This window comes from Syntrophobacterales bacterium, assembly GCA_019429105.1.
GTDB lineage: Bacteria > Desulfobacterota > Syntrophia > Syntrophales > UBA5619 > DYTH01.
This window is the reverse complement of the sequence record JAHYJE010000031.1, coordinates 1-17772: the sequence shown is the minus strand read 5'-3', so window position 1 is coordinate 17772 and position 17772 is coordinate 1. Positions and strand designations below refer to the sequence as shown.

13 protein-coding genes are annotated in these 17772 nt (G+C 51.4%); all 13 read right to left on the bottom strand.

Going from position 1 to position 17772, the window contains the following annotated elements:
• Nucleotides 1–4 precede the first annotated feature (4 nt).
• The 13 genes from K0B01_10970 to K0B01_10910 all read right to left on the bottom strand — a co-directional run bounded on the left by K0B01_10970 (nt 5) and on the right by K0B01_10910 (nt 17445).
• Complete coding sequence (locus K0B01_10970) at nt 5–1234, bottom strand: exonuclease SbcCD subunit D C-terminal domain-containing protein (protein MBW6486657.1); 1230 nt, start codon at nt 1232–1234, stop codon at nt 5–7.
• Between the two features lie 8 nt (nt 1235–1242).
• Nucleotides 1243–2046, bottom strand: a complete 804-nt coding sequence (locus tag K0B01_10965) for a crotonase/enoyl-CoA hydratase family protein (GenBank protein ID MBW6486656.1) — start codon at nt 2044–2046, stop codon at nt 1243–1245.
• A 379-nt stretch (nt 2047–2425) separates the two neighbouring features.
• Nucleotides 2426–2881: a hypothetical protein gene (locus K0B01_10960; protein MBW6486655.1), complete on the bottom strand. Its 456-nt coding sequence runs from the start codon at nt 2879–2881 to the stop codon at nt 2426–2428.
• Nucleotides 2882–3134: 253 nt separating this feature from the next.
• Nucleotides 3135–5924, bottom strand: a complete 2790-nt coding sequence (locus K0B01_10955) for a DEAD/DEAH box helicase family protein (GenBank protein ID MBW6486654.1) — start codon at nt 5922–5924, stop codon at nt 3135–3137.
• On the bottom strand, nt 5905–6405 hold the full coding sequence (locus K0B01_10950; GenBank protein MBW6486653.1) for a hypothetical protein: 501 nt from the start codon (nt 6403–6405) through the stop codon (nt 5905–5907). Before K0B01_10950 ends, K0B01_10955 begins: the two co-directional genes overlap by 20 nt.
• A gap of 2 nt (nt 6406–6407) precedes the next feature.
• Nucleotides 6408–6965: a DUF4276 family protein gene (locus K0B01_10945; protein MBW6486652.1), complete on the bottom strand. Its 558-nt coding sequence runs from the start codon at nt 6963–6965 to the stop codon at nt 6408–6410.
• Entirely contained in the window at nt 6962–8152 is a 1191-nt protein-coding gene (locus K0B01_10940) for an AAA family ATPase (protein MBW6486651.1), read from the bottom strand. Before K0B01_10940 ends, K0B01_10945 begins: the two co-directional genes overlap by 4 nt.
• A gap of 8 nt (nt 8153–8160) precedes the next feature.
• Nucleotides 8161–11826, bottom strand: a complete 3666-nt coding sequence (locus tag K0B01_10935) for a DUF1156 domain-containing protein (protein MBW6486650.1) — start codon at nt 11824–11826, stop codon at nt 8161–8163.
• Nucleotides 11823–12776 (bottom strand): hypothetical protein, encoded by a 954-nt coding sequence (locus K0B01_10930; GenBank protein MBW6486649.1) that lies wholly within the window; start codon nt 12774–12776, stop codon nt 11823–11825. The genes K0B01_10935 and K0B01_10930 overlap by 4 nt, the downstream gene beginning before the upstream one ends.
• Nucleotides 12773–15586 carry a hypothetical protein gene (locus K0B01_10925; GenBank protein MBW6486648.1) on the bottom strand — a complete coding sequence of 938 codons (2814 nt, stop codon included), beginning with the start codon at nt 15584–15586 and terminating at the stop codon, nt 12773–12775. Before K0B01_10925 ends, K0B01_10930 begins: the two co-directional genes overlap by 4 nt.
• A gap of 498 nt (nt 15587–16084) precedes the next feature.
• A complete protein-coding gene (locus tag K0B01_10920; GenBank protein MBW6486647.1) occupies nt 16085–16705 on the bottom strand; it encodes an isoprenylcysteine carboxylmethyltransferase family protein in 621 nt (206 codons plus the stop codon).
• Between the two features lie 141 nt (nt 16706–16846).
• Nucleotides 16847–17158 (bottom strand): HigA family addiction module antidote protein, encoded by a 312-nt coding sequence (locus tag K0B01_10915; GenBank protein ID MBW6486646.1) that lies wholly within the window; start codon nt 17156–17158, stop codon nt 16847–16849.
• 11 nt (nt 17159–17169) lie between these two features.
• A complete protein-coding gene (locus K0B01_10910; GenBank protein MBW6486645.1) occupies nt 17170–17445 on the bottom strand; it encodes a type II toxin-antitoxin system RelE/ParE family toxin in 276 nt (91 codons plus the stop codon).
• Between the last annotated feature and the right edge of the window lie 327 nt (nt 17446–17772).

Below are 17772 nucleotides of genomic sequence, written 5' to 3'. Positions count from 1 at the left end.
TCTCCTATTCTGCCTGCGGGTCCTGCTCGTTTAAGGAGACGATGATTTCCCTGTAGGCGTTCAAAAGGGCTGGGCGCCGTTCAGCGGCAACATTGCGCGCTTCCAGGCAGCGTTCGAAAACTTCGGTTGGGTTCAGGTCGCTCAGCGCTTCTGTTTCGTTCTGCCCGCTCATGGCCTGCGAAAGCAGCCGGTTGTTCCGGACGCGGAGAATCTCGAGTTCCGACCCCTCGACGGCCTCGTCAAGGCGCGCCTGCAAATCAGCGGCGGTAGCGCTCCCCTCATAGATGATCTCTATCCAGGCGGTGCTCCTTTTTTCCTTTAATTCCATTAGCTTGCGGGAAATGTCTTGCCAATCGCCCTTCAGACTCAGCAACTCCTGAAAATGCGGAGTAGAAATGGTGGTGACTGTTCTTTTTTGTTCAGAGAAGTCCACCAGAACCACGCTCTTTTTCTGATTTGCCTCCCCGAAGCCGATCGGCAGCGGCGATCCGGAATAACGAATGAAATTGGAATCGCCTACCGTCTGCGGGATGTGGAGATGCCCGAGGGCCAAATAGTCGATTGATTCCGGAAAGATATCCGTACCAACATGGAGCAGCGAGCCAATGTAGAGCTCGCGCACACCGTCGCCGTCAACGGTCTTGCCGCCGGCGGCGTACAGATGCCCCATCGCGACAATGGGCAGATCCCTGTTTAGTAAAGTGCGTTTTGCCTGGGCTGCGTCATATACCATCCGATAATGGGCTCTGATCCCGGCGATTATTTTTTGTTCCTTTGCTTCGACGCTTTCCCCGGCCTCGGCGGTGCGAATGTCCCGGTCCCGGAGATAGGGAACGGCGCAGACAATCAGCCGGGGTCCGCCATCCGGTCCCTTTATTACCACGATTTCATCGTCCGGCGACGCAGATGCGCACCCGACGACATGAATATTCAGGAACTTCAGGAGTTCCCGGGGGGCAGCCAAAAAAGAAGGAGAATCATGATTTCCCGCCGTCACCACCACATGGCAATGCGAAGATGCGGCTACCCGGCAGAGGAAACGGTAATAGAGCTCCTGGGCATGGTTGCTGGGGGTGCTGTTGTCGAAGACGTCCCCCGCGACAAGCAGCAGGTTGATGTCCTCACTTGCGATCAGCGCCGCCAGCCAGTCCAGAAACGCTTCGTATTCGTCGTACCGCGCACGTCCATAGAGGACGCGGCCGATGTGCCAGTCAGAGGTGTGGATTATTTTCATATTCGGGGCTACCGATTCCTGAATTCTGGCGTACGTTTCGCAAAGTTTGCAGAAACAGCCTCCAGTTGGTTGGCAGTTCCAATCAGGTTATTTTCAAGTTCAGACTCCATCAGCAGCCCCCGCGCTGAATTGCCATGCCAAACCTCATTTAACAGCTTTTTGGCGGAGCGTATGGCATCCGGGCTTTTAGAGGCAATTTCTTTGGCCAGGAGCATGGCCTCTTCATATGGCTTTTCACATACGTGGGTGACCAGTCGCAAGCGGGCTGCTTCTTCGCCCTTGATGATTTTTCCCGTGAAGATCAATTCCTTGGCCACATCAATAGGCAGCAGGTCGCGGATGGTCTGGGAAACGCTCATGTCCGGGATCAACCCCCATTTCATTTCCATGATGGAAAATTTAGCGTCGGGTGTGCAGAAACGGATATCGGCCCCCAGCGCGATCTGGCAGCCGCCGCCCAGCGCCACCCCGTGAATGGCTGCGATTACCGGCATGGGAAGCTGTTTCCATCCATAGGCAATGTACTGAAAAATATTAGTGATCCTGTCTTCGTATCGCTCCACGAGGCCAGGGAGTTTATTTCCCGCCTGGGACTGCAGCGCCGCGAAATTCTCCAGGTCAAGACCAGCGCAAAAGCCTTTGCCTTCGCCAGACACCACAACCGCCCTTACCGCCGATTCCGCCTCCAGTCTCTTGAGGGCGTTGGCGATGGCCTCAATCATATCAAAGTTTAAGGCATTATATTTATCAGGACGGTTGAAACGGACATCTGCTATATGGTTATCAATAGAAATGTTCACAAGTTCGGTCATGGTTCCTCCTTGCACGATTTAGCAGTTTTGCGAACAGAGAACGCAGCTTGTTTTATGAATGGTGCCCATCATTGCTCCTTTTCTCCGGCAGTGCAGCCTGATGTAAGATACGCGTTATGATGAGCGCGGGCGTCATGGCGCGTCTGTTTTAATGTTATTCGATATTCCCCGATGGCGTCAAGTTTTTAAAAAAGATTTTCTAAAGGGTCAGGCACCGGAGGCAGTTATCAATAGCCATCCTGGAGCGGCCCTTCCCGAGCATGGCGGAAGGATGGATGTTGATAACTGCAGCCATCGGGGAAGTACGAATGGCAAAATGGGGTCAATTTTAAACGCCGATGGGACTGCGAATCCGGTTACGGTGTCAGCGGCTGCGTGATTATGTACCAAATAAGCCGGTTTGAAAATGATGCGATTTTGAGGACATCACTGATTCCGTTACAGGATTCTTAAGTGAGATCCTCATGAGCATGTTATCATGGATTCCGGTCAGGTTCACCTTCATGAACTGAGAGAAAATAGTCTTTGCTGAATTTGTAAAATTAGAGATCTGAAATTCATAGATAACCCCCAGCCGGTTAATTTTGTCTTTTGCTTCGGTTAGTGGTAAGACAGCATGCACAATGTGTGTAAAAATTTCGGCAACTTTTTCTATGGCGACTAAAGAGCCTTCGAACATTTCTGCCTGGATTACTACCCCGTCTATGCTGCAGGTCAGGGATAAATTCTCATCTTTATCCGTCAAAATGATCTTGGTAACGTCCGGTCGAGTCATCTGACTAAAACAGCCCTTGGGAAACAGGACTTTCTTACGCAATCCCAAAACCACGTCCATTATGCCCCCGTGGATATCCGAAATAAGAAAAGTCCTCTCGTGTCTTATGCCTATAATGAACTTCTGTAGTTGCCAGTTAGGGTCTGCCATCTCACACTCCAACTTAAAATTTATTCATTGAGATATCGTCAAAATATTATTTGATAATAGCTACCTTTGCGCATTTTGAACTATAAGTGAGGGCATCCTTATAAGTCAAGACACAATCAACTTCAAAATATAGTGAGTATTCAAGGCTGTATGGATACCTTCTTTACATTTCAATCCCCAGTATTACCAGCGGAACGGCCGAGTAGGACATTTCTTCGTTGATGATCCCTGAATAGCTTAGCTCTCTATGCAGTAGCTCCTGTAGCCGCTGCCTCCTGTTCGTGGCAAGCCTTTGCCATTCATCAGGCATCTTTGATGTCGGAGCATCCATTCCCAGGAGATCGTATTCCAGGCGTTCAAGCCAGGGGGCGCGGTCGCCTGCTGCGGTCATGCCGATTCTGACGATGTGATGGCTTGCCTGACCATCCTTCCCTTGGGTGTTGATTTTCCAGATCGTGAGCAAACCACCACCGGCGAGCCCACTTGCTTTCCCGGCAAGAGCACGAGGAGCTGAATCAGACGTGGTATGCCGGCGCAGCATCTTGCTGACGATGGGATGCTCCAAGCCCAGAAGCTGGAGGTTCTCATCTTGCAAGGCCCGGTCACGGTCTGTTGTAAAAAAGATTGCTGGTTCACCATTGTGGGACAATTTCCAACTGGTTTCGTCTTCTTTGTGGAAAACCCAGTCTGAGAGCCTGGCTGATCTGGACACAAAACCAACCAGTCGCTGCATGCCACGTCCCTGATCATCGTATTTTTCGTAGTCGCCGAGGTTGAAGCGATCCAAAACCTGGAAAAGCTCGAAGACAACCTGGCGAGCCAAGTCGGCATTCGACATGGCGACCTCAAGTTCCTGCCGAGTTCTTCTTAATGTGGGATCGCTCAGAGCATCCTGATACAGCCGGTCATAACTGAGGCAGCTACTTAGCTGACCCAAAACCTGCGTTCTGAGGTCCTCGGCAATCTGGCCCTGCTCATCTACTTTGCCCAGCGTATGCGCAATCTCGCCCAGCTTTTCTTCAAGAAGCAGGTAGATCTTCCCCTCAATCGTGTCGGTTGCGACGAGGTTATATATCTGGGCTGTGGATTCCTGCCCATAGCGATGTATTCGGCCAATACGTTGCTCCAGATCCATCGGGTTCCAAGGCAGGTCATAATTGAAAAGGATTCTTGCAAACTGAAGGTTAATCCCCTCACGCCCGGCTGCCGTACAGACCAGAACTTTTGGTCCGTCTTTGCGCCGGAATCGCTTTTGAACGGCGGTTTTGGCACCATGATCGCCACCCTTGAGAACATCCACGCCCTTGCCGGGGAAGGCCGCGGCTACTTGCATCTTGATGGCCGCTACCGTGCCGAGGTAGGTGGCGAAGATAACGACCCTCTCATCGGGATTCTGCTGCCATATCTGTCGTAAGGCATGGATAAGCATGGCTGTCTTGGATTCTATTCCTTCGGGGAACCGGGCCAGAAGCGCAAGAATCCGCTGCCGTTCCTCCGGCAACGCAATGGCGACAAGCAGGGCTGCCGAATCTTCTCCGACGTCCGCTTCATATTCCGAATCCGAAAAGCTCTCGGCTGTCGTAACGAACGTACGTGCTTCATTTCGCTTCTTGAGTAGTTGGAATTTCGCATCAGCCAGAATCTGGTCTGTTTGAGCATTTCCTACGGAGTCAAAGGGAAGCGAATAGATACCGTGGATGATCTTTCTTGCTTCCTCAAAGACCCGGTTCCGGCCATCGACATCCAGAAGTTCGTCGAGCTCTGTACCCTCTTGAATAGTCAGCATCAGCAACCGGCGTTGCAGGGTAGAGCGTATGGCGGCAAAGCTGCTGGCAGCGATCTTCTGGAAAACGCTCATGACAAATCCCAGGGCACGCCCTTTGTTCCCCTGCTGAGCAGCAAGGTTGTATCCATCCCGCAGATAGTCAAGGAGCGCGTTATAGAAATCCATCTCCTTATCCGAAAGGCTGAATCCTTCGGTATGCACCATGCGCCGGAGAAACAACGGGCTGCCGTCTTGGGCGCAGGCGTCGGCTTTGGTGCGCCGGATTACTACCGCATTAAGGCGATGGCGATTATCGAGCATATCCGAGCTATCTTCAAACAATGTAGGATCAAGAAGATTTATTAACATCCAAAAGCGAAAGTGATCTCCCTGGTGGGGCGTGGCGGACAGAAAAAGCAGATCTCGGCAATGGTCGCGGATTGCCTCGACAAGCTTGAAGTTTTCCGTCTTCTTCACCTTGTTGCCGTTACGATAGACACTGAGGTGATGGGCTTCATCGAAGACCACCAGATCCCAAGGCGGCGCAGCGAGAAGTTTTTTTACCCTTGTCGGGCGCTTGAGGGTATCCACAGAGGCAATTAACCGGTTGTGCTTGGCAAAGGCGTTTGACTTACGGTCTGTTACATCGCCTTCACTGCCGAACACTTCAAAATCAAGGTTGAAGACATCATTCAGCTCCCTGCGCCAGTTTTCTACTAAACCAGCGGGGACAATCATGATGGCCCGCTGCAGCTCACCGCGGGATGCCAATTCCCGGAGGATGAGAGCGGCTTCAATGGTTTTCCCGAGACCTACCTCATCGGCAATCAGAAAACGTTTCGGCCGGGCGTTGGCCACCCGATGTACGAGAACAACCTGGTGCGGTAAAAGATCGACCTTCGCGGAGGTCAGTGTCGCCGCGCTTTCCATCAGGGGGATTTCTTCAGCTTCGACAGCGAGCCAGAGCCTTTCCAGCCGGTCTGCTGAGGCCGGAATCATGCTCTGCACAATCTGGTCAAAGCGATCTGCTGCCGGGCGGAGAGAATCAGCCGGAACCTGCCGTTCACCAAAGCTGCGGAAAAAGACCGTGATATAGCCGGTCGGCTCGCGGCCGACGACAACGCCGTCCCCCAGCTCGACATGACTGACCTTAAGGCCGGGCTGAATCTCAGGAGATATGGATAACATGATAGCCGACTACTGTTCCTTCGTTAGATTGCAATCCATCCCGGATTAGACGTTTCATGTTCATTGTGGCGCTTCCATCCCAGAGCCCCTCGGACAGACGCACCGTCTTGCGGTCGCGGCGGCGAAACAGGACCTCCTCTTCCAGCGCGGTTTCCTCGAAGGCCCTGGGGTGTGAAGCGAATCCGAAGACTAATCCGCATTCAGTCCATTTTTCCTGAATCGCTTTCAGTAACGGTCGGATGCGACCTCTAAGAAACTCTTCAGCCTCCTGCGGTTCCAATGTCTCGATTATCGTCTCCAAACCCGATACAAGGATTGTGCGTCCAGGCACGGGAGGATTGGCCGGTAGTCCCTGTGACCAGGATAGCGCCTGCCTCAAGGAAATGGCAGCGCCAGCGGAGATGAACGGCCCCAGACTCGTCTTATCAAAGACGACGCAAGACCCTCTACGCTGCCAGACGTTGTTCGATAGGGTGTCCATTTTTATATCTCCACAAGATTTCTAATTCCCGAGAGGAGCACATTGAAACTCCGGGAGAGGTTGCCCTCTAACGTCAGGTAAGGTGCGATAGCGCGAGAGCCGGCAACTTTATCATACGCACTGCTGGTCAAATTACGGAGTTCCTCCGCCGGGTTGCCCAGCGCATCCGGATTCCGGAACTTCCTCCCGAGCTGCTGCGCCTTAATGCCTCTGACACCAAGCCCTTGCTCCACTGCCGCCAGATCGCCCAGATAAAAGCTCTCCAATTCCCGACAGGCCACACGAACCAATATATCTTCTCGACCTGCCTCGCCGCAGAGATCAGCTAACCTGGATTTAACCGCTTTGCAATCCCCCGAATCCTGATCGCGCATTACCACAAAAACGGATTCCGGCATTCTCCATCCGCGCAGCTTCTTCTGAAGATTTTTTTCCAGATCCTGCTTCCCCCGAAACACAATGTACCGAATCTGAAAGTTTTCGGGGAGAATGCGTGGCAGAACTCCTGCGAGCATCTCTTTCGCCGACGGTTCTTCGAGAAAAAAGACAATGGTCTTCATCGCGGGTCGGCTCCTTCAAAAAAACCCTGTTCCCAGAGATAACCCATCTGGTCGCCTTGCGCCATATACGCGGCAAGCTGTTCATCATCTTTTGCGCGGCAGACCTGCGTGTAGCCGTCCTTTTTCACCAGCCAGAACACCTCGTCAAGCCGCGCCGCATTCAGAAAATCTGGTGAATGGGTGGATACAAAAACCTGGCCGCCGCGGTTGGCATAGGCGCGGAATTCCTCGGCCAGTTCCCACAGGAGCTTCGGATAAAGCTGGTTTTCGGGTTCTTCAACGCATAGCAGCGGATGGGGGGTTGGATCATAAAGCAGAGTGAGGTAGGCGAGCATCTTGATGGTGCCGTCTGAGACATAGCGGGCGAGAAATGGGTCTTCGAACGAACCGTCCTGGAATTTCAAAAGAACGCGCCCTTCTTCGGTGGTTTTGGACTCGATCTGAGAGATTCCGGGTACGCGCATCTTTAAGAGCGAAAGTATCTTTTCAAATGTGGGTCTGGCATGGTTGTACAGATACTCGATCACCAACGAAAGATTTTCACCTTCCCGGGAAAGATGTTCTGCATATCCGGCCTCCTGCTCAGGCCGGGCCTTGCTGATATGAAAACCCGAAATATGCCAGTTTTCAATAAGATCGCCGAGCGCCATCACGGCCGGAAAGCGTTCAAACTGAGCTAATCCCTTGATGGCGAGGATATCCGGTGATTTCAGGGTCTGCTCCTCACGGTTTAAATCCTTGACGTCTGTTACGGAATCCAGTTCATTGGTGACGGCAGTTCCCTTTCCCTTGGAAAAATCCAGAAAATGCCAAGGCTGACCGCTGCTGCCACGACGGTATTTCAGAATCTCCCGTTCAACTTGAGCTTTGCCCTGTTTTTCGTTTATCTGCAGGAAATAGGTCGTAAGCGGACTATCTTGTTTGACGCGAAATTTTAATTCGATTTCGATCGGCCCCTGCGAATTTCTGCTGCGCACTTCTTTGAAGCCACGGCTCCCTCCTAATCTGGCCAGCGCCGCGTTGACATTGCTATTCATTGCATCGCGCAAGAAACCGAAAACACTGAAAATAGTGCTCTTGCCGGCGCCGTTTGCCCCTACAATGATGCAGAGCTCCGGTAATGCCGAGAGTTCCGCGTCTTTAAAGGATTTGAAATTCTTCAAGCGGATCGATTCAATTTTCATCATACACCTCGTTATTCCCTATCCAGCATTTCAAAGAGTGAAAGTTGCCGCTGTTCTTCCGGGCGGCTACTCCGGGTTCGCCAATACTCGACTAATTGAGCCGCTGTCCTGGCCGCCAAGCGATTGACAGAGCTCTGATCCACTTCTGCATACCATTGAAGGATTTCATCCACCGATTTCTTGAGGCGAAAATTCGGGTTGTTCAGTTCCGCATCGATCTTCAGCCCCGAATTCGGGAAAGCTGCGCCGATGAGGAAATGGGCCTGGTCCAGATCGGTCTTGATCACCTTGCGATTGCGCCCGCGTTCGGTAAAATAGGCGAATCGCTCGTGAACTGGGACAACGTGCACGGTTCTGCCGACTGCCCGAATCCAACCACGGGCTTCCAGGTCGCCCTGCGAGATACCCGTACCGCGCAGTGTCTTGGTCATATCATCACGCTCCATGACAACATGATTTTTGAACAACCGCAGATAAAGCCGACTTTTAGGTTCGGCACTCTCCGGTGGGCGTAATCCGCCGGTCTGGGCGGTATCTTCGAGCAGGTCGTCCAGAAGCTGGTTAATACCCAGAAGTGCGTCGCGTACATCCAGCAGTTGACCGTCACCGCTGAACACCTGGCCGTAATGGCGAGAATAAAATTCCAGGGACTTGCCGCACAGGATCACCCGTAAGTCAGATTCGGGAAGGGTTTTGCCATGGGTGTGTTCCAGAAGTTCCTTCAGCCGCATGGCCTCGTCTTTCACCCAACGCCGCATGCGAGACCAGCTAACTGGTTCAGGAGTTGCAATGCGCTTGCGGCAGACATGGATAATATCGTATTCGATTTTTCGACTACCGAACGCCCCTGCATCACCCTTGGTCTCATCGCTACGGATGGGATAGGTCGCTACCAGCACGTAACCGGCGTTAAAAAGTGCCATCAAGACATCCACCCAGGCGCTGCCTTCGCTGTGGTGAAAGGTAAAGGCCATGATTCCGCCATCCTTGAGGCGGCGCCACGCCTCGGCCCATACGGCAGACAGGGTCTGGCTGTAGAAGTCACTGGACGGCTGAGGGCGGTGGAGTGGATTCTGATCATTCACGGCAAGGGTAGCATCACCGGTCAGTTCCCGAATCCGGGCCAGATGTTTGGTTTCGATGAATGGCTCTTTTTCGTAATCCTCCCGGTCGTCCGGGTGTTCCACCGAGTTATCCACCGCCTCCATGCTGTGGGGGGTGCGTTCCGGTTCGAAGTAGACCGCCTCGGGTAAACCCACATACCATTTGCGCAGGGGAAGCCTTAGCCAGACATAAAAGAAATCGGCAAGGTCGGCGTAGAACAAGTTATTGCCGAACGGAGGGTCGGTGATTACCAGATCGAACTGCTCGTTGCTCAGCATCGACAGATCGGTGGATGAGCCGCAGTAGGGTTCGTTGCCGGGGATGATGGGATCTTCGGGAAAACCTTTCTCTGATTTTGCGTTGCCACTGTCAGACACAACTAAATCCCAAGGTATTTTTGCCCATTCAATACCCTCAAGACATTTCGCAGAAGAGGATTGCCAATTACCTCTCCCGAGATTATTAAAGACACAGTTATCTATTACTTGCATCTTTGGATGATAGTTTGCGTTAGAAAACATTGGTTCCGGAGTATCGCGTTGAGGATTCCAGAAAACGAACATATTCTGGTTTCGCAAATACTGCTGAAACGCCCCCAATGCCTGTTCCCGGACATCCAATGGCCAGGTATCTTCAGATGCTTCGGTGATGGCCTTGAGAAGCTGGGTATGGACTAGAAGCTGGCGAGGATTGTACATTTTCCACCAGTGAGTGTAGCCCCAGCCGTCGTTGACACCGCCGTTGGCCCGCATCATGTAAGCATCCCAGCATTCCTGCCGGGGCCAGAATTCCGTCAAATCCGCTTCCGAGCGGTTGTCCCATTCAGTTTCGGTCGCCTTGAAACGGTGAATATCGTAAGAATCCGGAGATTTAAAGTAGCGTCCTCCATAAGTGTAGCTTTCTATCTCGCATTGCGGGCAATGGCATTGTAAAGCATAGGCCGCTACCGGTGCGGTGTGTCCAGTAGGGCGAACAGATTCAAGTGTATTGCCCTCGCGTCCACAGGACGCGCAGGTAAAGTGAGCTCTGCGTGGCACGGTGCCCTTTCTTGTTTCAATTACCGTTCCATCTCGCAGCTTAATTTCCCGAGGGAGACCATATTTCTTTCTATCCTTTTCCTCTTCATCACCCTCATTGGGTTCATCTGCATCTGTGGTTTCATCTTCATCCGGTTCGTCGATTTCTTCGTCCGCAAGACGGATTCTTCCTCTCACCTCAATCAAATTCAGGTTTGAAATTCGCAGTTCATTCCAATGAATCGTACTCTTTGCTTCTGCTCCGGCATAACCGCCAAGTTCGATACTATTCTCATCACCGGGTGCGCCCGTAAACCATCTTGGATTTATCAGCAGATACATGTAGACATGGCGGCTTTCGATACCAAAATCCTTTTTCTTCAGGTCTGAAGCCCTTCCGCTTTTAGCATGTCGGTCAAGGATGCTTTTTATCTTGCTGCCGGCAGAGGCTCCGCAGTTGGGGCATTTAAAACCATCTTCACGCACGATCAAATCAAGAAGCTCCAGCGCCCGCTCTCTTTTTTCAGGCCCAGTCCCTTGAGAATACTGCTTTAGTCTTTTGGCAAAGTTCTGAGACAATTCCGTAAAGGAGGGTTCATTTTCAAGAACAACTCTTTCTGCAGCAGGCGCCATACGAGTTTCGCCAAGTTCCGCATTGAACAAATGGCCGCAGGAGGGACAGGTTATCGGAATAAAGTATGCGGTCAGTTTTTTCTCTGCGATGACCGGATTCTTGAAAATCGGCGTGCGATGACCGCATCCCTTGGCCTGACATGGCCCATGTTTGGCCCAAAAGGTGTAGATGACCTCCGGCCCTTCCCAGCGGTAACGGGAGCGTTGTTCGGGCGGTAAATCCATCGGCTCGATTTCGACTGTTTCGCCACTCTGCACATCAATCCATAGCCCCTTATGCCCTCTCGGGCAGGTGGTGGTATAAAACGGTTGGATCTGCGGTTTAACCTGCTTTTCGATAGACTCGAAAAGCGCCTTCACCTGTTCCGGGGCACTGCAGGCCAATTCATTTTTCACCACAAACCAGGCGACTGGGTTGAGATCAACACCCGTCATCTGCATTCCCAATCGTGAGCCCTCAACCAGAGTTGTACCGCCACCCATGAAGCAGTCCAGCACGCGTAATTTTTTAAAAGATCCGGCTTTTTGATGGTTGCAGTAATAATGATCCCATACCTTCTTTGCTGCTTCAGTGGGATCATCGGGTGCTTCAGTAGCCGCGGCAATCAGCATCGCACGGAAGACACTGGAGCGACGGCGAGCCCACCATTTTGACATCTGATAAATAGGCTTGCCGGCGTTGCCTTCAAGGTTCGACAGCGCGTTGATCTGGGCGATGGGGAAATCCGCCTCCAGGCAGGTCAGCTTGCGATTCGGATCGGAAAAATCCGGCACGGGCAACCGCACGGCTTTGCCCAGCTTATCGGGGAGCAGGCCCTCCCGCAGGGTTGCTTTCGATGTACCGCTACTCTTTTTCGGCACATCCGGAGCTTGTTTTATCTCATCACCCCAGAGATCGACTTCCGTTGTATTCTGATCGCTCATAGCGCCGGCAACTCCAGGTAAGGCACGGCGACTTCCAGAAGGCTCATTCCACCATGACAGACGTGCGGAAAGCCGCCCTGGACTTTCCATTTCCGCTGTCCCATGACAACGTGTTGATTGTTGTAGGACATAACGATGGGCGGCATGAATCGTTTCTGCCACGGCTCTGAAACGGCCTTGTTGCGGGACGCGCCGAAAGTATTTCTCAAAATCTCAATAGCCTCCGGGTCTTCCACTTCGGAAGAGAAGCGCTTGCTCACCGCATAGCCGTGGTCGGAGGTAATGACCAGACTGCGGCCCTGTCGTAATTTATTGAGAAAGTTCCAGAATCCATCCCCCTGCAGAACACTTGATGCAATGCCGGCGATCTGGTCGGGAAGTTTATGTTGCAGGTGAATCAGGTCATCGAGCCAGGAATGCCAGATGACGATGTTGGGTGTCGGTGGCACCGCGCAATCCTCGAACGGCAGGCTGACAACGTCGGTATAACAATTGCCTCCAAACAGAGTAAAAGTACCCGGCTTTCCGTCATTGGCCAAAGCGCTTCTCGAAGGCAACCCGATCGCCTTGGCGAAGTAATCGGTGGTTGAGGGGCATTCCGACCCGGTGATTTTGACATGAAGTGGTTGAATGTCTCTGGCTGCCGCCGCTCCCAGCAGGAGGGGCAGTTCCCGGAGAGAAAGGGCGTCAAGGATCAGAACCGCCTTGCCTGAACTCTGGTTTGTCCAATCTTTCAGGGTGGTGGAAGTTTTGATCACAGATTCCGGGAAAGCCTCCCACAGCTCCCAGGCGGCCTCGGTCAGCAATCGGTCGGGCATGACGGTTGCATCATGAAGGGCAACGGGCGATGAACTCTCCCTGGCCATGCTCAGAAGAGCTGAAAAAATTTCCGCCCAGGTGGTGGCGGGTGACTTAGAGTTTAGAATAATGCCGGTCCAGTCCGTGCTCATTCCTCACCCCCATCCTGGTAGTCAATCTCCAGGGTCGCCTTGAAGGTGGATGGAATATGCAGCAGGATTTGTTTTATCTGCTGAGCCGTTAATCCGGAGAACTCGATTCGTGCGCTTTCAATAGGCTGGCTGGAAGAAACGCCCCATTTTTCAAAACACCCCGAAAGGTTTATGCCTGTCGCGGACTCCTCGGATTTTCTGCTCTTGATTACCGGCGGCACTAGGGGTGGCGTGATCCCTCCTGTCTCACCGTTTCCACTTATGGGTTCCCCGCCTGCCGTAGGGTCGGCCCCTTGATCTCCGCCCCCTGTCTTCTCTGGTCCCGACGTGATTCCTGGCCCAACCTCTTTTACCCCCCCTGGACGATTACCACCTACGGGGTCTTTCGGGCCAGTAATAGTTCCACCGCCAACGGCGCCGGGAAGCCCGAGCTGTATCTGCCGCATCTCTTGACCGGTGCGAAACGCTTTTGATTTGATATGGCGCAGGGCATCTTCGTCGGTTGCATCTTCTGCCCGCCGCCCGATCCAGGCACCGCTCACATTAAGGACAAGCTCGCCCTTGGCCACAATATCCATTATGAATTCATAGATCTTTATTTCCCCCAGGAAGGGGATCGCTTCGCCTGTGTTAGGAGGAGGGGGCTCGGTCAGATCGTCCATCAAGGAACCTACAAAATCAGAATCCTTGGCCCGCTTGAGTACGAATTTCTTGAATTCAGTTTGGTCAAAGAGAGCCGATAAGATTTTTGCTTCGACAGCCGCTGGGATATCTCCGCCTTGTTCAGAAATCTTCTCGACCTCAAACACGCAGTCTTGTGGTTGCTGGAAATTCCATTTGCGCAGGATCGCAAACCGGTTAAAGCGCGATTTCAGGGATTGACGAAGAGGCCGGTCAAAATCCTGGTGCAATGCCTTATAGGTCATGTCGGAACCCCATCCCTCGGGTGAGCAGAGGTAACTGCAACGAGAGGAATAGATGAGCTCGTCGTCAGTATAAAGACCTGGCGTATCGCTCGCTGAAAGCAGGAAGCGGATCGTGTTGCGTCGCTTCTGGACATGCTTGGCCAGCCACACGCCGAGGCAGGAATTGAGACCAGCCTGACCGCCGTCAATCAGATCAGGGATCACCAGAAGAACCGGCCTATCCCATTTAGAAGGCTTGTCAATATCATCCATGTCATTCCAAGGATCATCCTTCCAGTGAGGACCGAGAATAATTACGCGAGATGGAGGTTGCGTTGTTTCAGAAACAAAAATGTGCCGCAGCGTCTTGCGAATATGGGAGATATCCTTTCCGGGGTAAACCGTCTGACCCGCCGTAGGGACAGCGCCGATATGCCAGAGCTTATTATTCTTTGCGCAGGCACGGACCTTTGACCGCGGATTTTCGTTGACCCCAAACCATAGAGGGCCGCCTGGCACCTCATCGCCATGGATGTTGACGCTGTTTTCGATAAGCAACGCCAACTCCGCCTGAAATGCGTTGTCGTCAACAGCAATCTCTCTGGTAATATCCAGGTGCAGCGCCGCCGGAGTGCCGCCGACATTTTTCCCGGGAGACATGGAGCGCATCCAGATGGCGCTCACTATCTCACGCGCATTTGGGACGAGAGCCCCAGAGTCACGAACGGCTTCAAGATTATGCTGGGCAATCTGCCGCAGTTTTTCCTGCCCCGCCTGAACAGCTATCGAGTCAACAAGGGTCTGAACCTCGTCGGATTCTCCATCAACAAAGAAATCTGACGGCGTAATAACAGGAACCAAATCACCACGGGAACGAAATACCTGTGCCAGTATGCGTATAAGATCCCGCGTTTCCTGTGCTGCCGATGAAAGCAGGATGTGATCTTCGAGAAGGTCAAGCAGCTCAGGGCTAAAAGGCCAGCAGGAAAAAACCTCACGGTGAACACGTTCCTTTTCTGCATCAGATTCATTGGTGTGTAGCAACCGGAATCTTTCACCCGCATAGGCTCCAGCCGTATTGGTGATATCGGCAGCAGGAATGTTGCGACGATTCTCAAACAGGCGATGCAGGAGAAGCTTCTGGCGGTCCTGTTTGGCAGAAGGCCCCCGAAAATCAATGACAACCGGTCCTTGCCGGTGGACTTGCTGAAATGCGTCGTTCTGGTTATTGAAGACCGAAATGACGAAAATAAGAATTTCCGGGCGATCTTTTGCTATCTCTGAAAGAATTTGAACAAAGTTGCAGGCATACTGCTTGACAAGCAGGCCCGTCTTGGGGTCTTTGTCGGGCAGGCCGGTATACCAGGTTTGGAATTCATCCAGAATCAAACAAGTTGGATTATCAACAAACATCTTTTCCAGGAGTGTTCGAGGCGGAAACGGTTGAGTCATGCTTTCAAACTGGCCGCGATAGTATTCGCCTTTCGGATGCCTGTCGAACAGCAGATCCCAAAGCATTGGATATTCGTGATTATGGACTGGTTCGGAAATAGGGACGTATCCCTTGACCATCTCAAAAGACTTGAGCTCATCACTGCCACTTCTTGCGCTCCAATCTTTGAGCCAATTCTCGACTATATCAGGAGACTGGATGGCATGGTGCATGACGGCCATGATGTGCGACTTGCCGCGTCCACGATCTCCCATCAAAACGATGGGGCAACCACTGCGTTTCTTGCTGATTGCCATCAGGGCAGTCTGGACATCTGCCGTTGGATAGGTGATCGACAGAATGTAATCGGGCGACTTCTGTGCGGCGCCTTGGTTGTCGCTTGTACGCAGTGAAATGGCAGTTCCGGGCATGTGCGCCCCGAGAAATTCTTCTCTAAGCTTCAATCCAAGCATTTGTCTCTCCTGAGATCGTTTTTTCAAAAACCTGCATGTGCCCTACTTCGGTTTATTACGAGTCATTTCCAAACAGATGCATATTTTCCTGACGATGCCGCAATTTTCAACCATTATGCGTTGACACCGGCCTTCACAGAATGGATCATCTATATCCATTGGCTACGGGATGCCACAGAGTCATTCATGCATATCATAATTATCGGGGAAATAAAATCAATGATTAAGGAAATCCATGCTTTCTTGATGGGTAACGTTTTATAAATATCAAGAAGGGAGACCTTATTTCTTCAGTGGAAAAAATCGCAATTCAGCCCTCCACATTTCAGACCGGATTCAATGATCTGGATCGATCAGCAAAACTGAACAGTTGTATTTGAAGGCTTGGATTTCGGCGAAAGAAATAATTTTAAGCCTTACAGGAAGCTGTCGATAAAAAACCTCAATAAGAAAATTTCCCAAACCGTTGTCTGCTCGGAAAGAAATGAATTAAGTCTTTTAATAAATCCAAGGAAGCAATCGCCATGTTATTGATCGCAAGTCCTGGTACTCATCTTTATAAGCCGCCTCCAACTGCGCTTCTTCAATCGGGATGACTCTGACAATAAATACAATGAACGTGAGGGCCAACGCCAAAATGAACCAGGAGTTTCCTATAAAACTCAATCCGATCGCCATAAGAATAACTGCGGTGTACATGGGATGACGCACGTATTGAAAGGGACCGGAAATTACCAAACGATCTTCCCGACCGGGCCGAACAGCACCCAAGCGGAAACTCTTTCCCATGACGACACGGCTCCAGTAGATTAAAATGCACCCAAGAATATAAACCGGCACACCGATAATCCGGCTGATGAAGAATGCTGTTTCCCTCGGAAGGTTCCAATGGGTCCACCGGAAAACATCCGGCAGACCAATTAAGCCGCATGCAACAAGAGGTGGCAATACCAGCAAAAAGACCAAATTGAAAATATTGTAAATCCAGGAAGTCATTCCGCCTTCCGGTTTTTGAATCCGCACGGAGCCCGGTGAGAGCATCATGAACATGCCTTGAAGCCCCATCAAACTCAGCAAGAGAATCCCGATGGTTTTATCCGTAAATATACCGAACATCATGATAGTTGCCTTCTGTCAGACCACAAAAATGCGGATATGACTCCAATGTCTTTCGGCATACGTGAATTATGTTCAGTACAGATTGAAGTCCTGTTTTTTCGTCGAGGCTGACATTACGTATAGCAGGAAGAAAGGCATCCTCTATGCGCTTACATGTGCGATTTTCAGTATAGGGTTTATTGCCTGCCAATCAGTCGTCTCATTCGCCGTATGCCAGAGATCGTAATTTCTCTGAAGATTCAACCATAACTCAGGAGTAGTATCAAACGCTCTGGACAACCGCAAGGCAACATCCGTTGTCACGGCGCCGCGTTCGTTCAGTATTTTGGATACTGTTTTTCTCGACAATCTCAACTCCCTCGCTAGATCAGTAACACTGATCTCTGACGGGTCTAGGTAATGAAGCTTGAGAATCGATCCCGGATGAGACGGCGGTCGTTTTCGTGTTCGCATAATAGTCCCTTTCAATGATAGTCTTCGACGTCTACGTTCAGTGCTTCTCCATTCTTGAATTCAAACGTCAAACGCCAGTTACCGGAGACCTTTATCGACCAGCGCCCCTTCGTTTTGGGAATCAGATGAAGGCCGGAGCCGGGGTAGTTCGTATCCTTGATTTCATTTGCCGCATCAAGCCTATCCAATATCGCCACCAGTTTGGAAGCATGCTTGGCTTGTATGCCTTTACGAGTTCCATCGTAGAAAAAATCTTCCAGGCCTTTATGGATAAAAGACTTTATCATGGCTGGTACTGTAACCAAGAGGGTTACGCTTGTCAAGAGAAAATCACGGGTAAGCAAAGGTTTCTTGAGTCTGATGAATGGCATTTGAACTCATCAGGTATTCTCTGAAAACATGTCCAATGTTTTCTGCAAGAATTGTCGGATGCTCACTTACAGGAAGTTATGCAATAACCGGATGAACCCCTTTTTCCAAGAAATGCTGATTATTGTGCCCGTTTTTGAGTGGGGACCATTTTTACGACAGGCAGAGGTGTTTTTCTAAAGCAGGCTGGCGGGCTGGTGGTTTGAGGGAAAATATCGGTTGCGGTTTGACCGCTTGGCATGCTA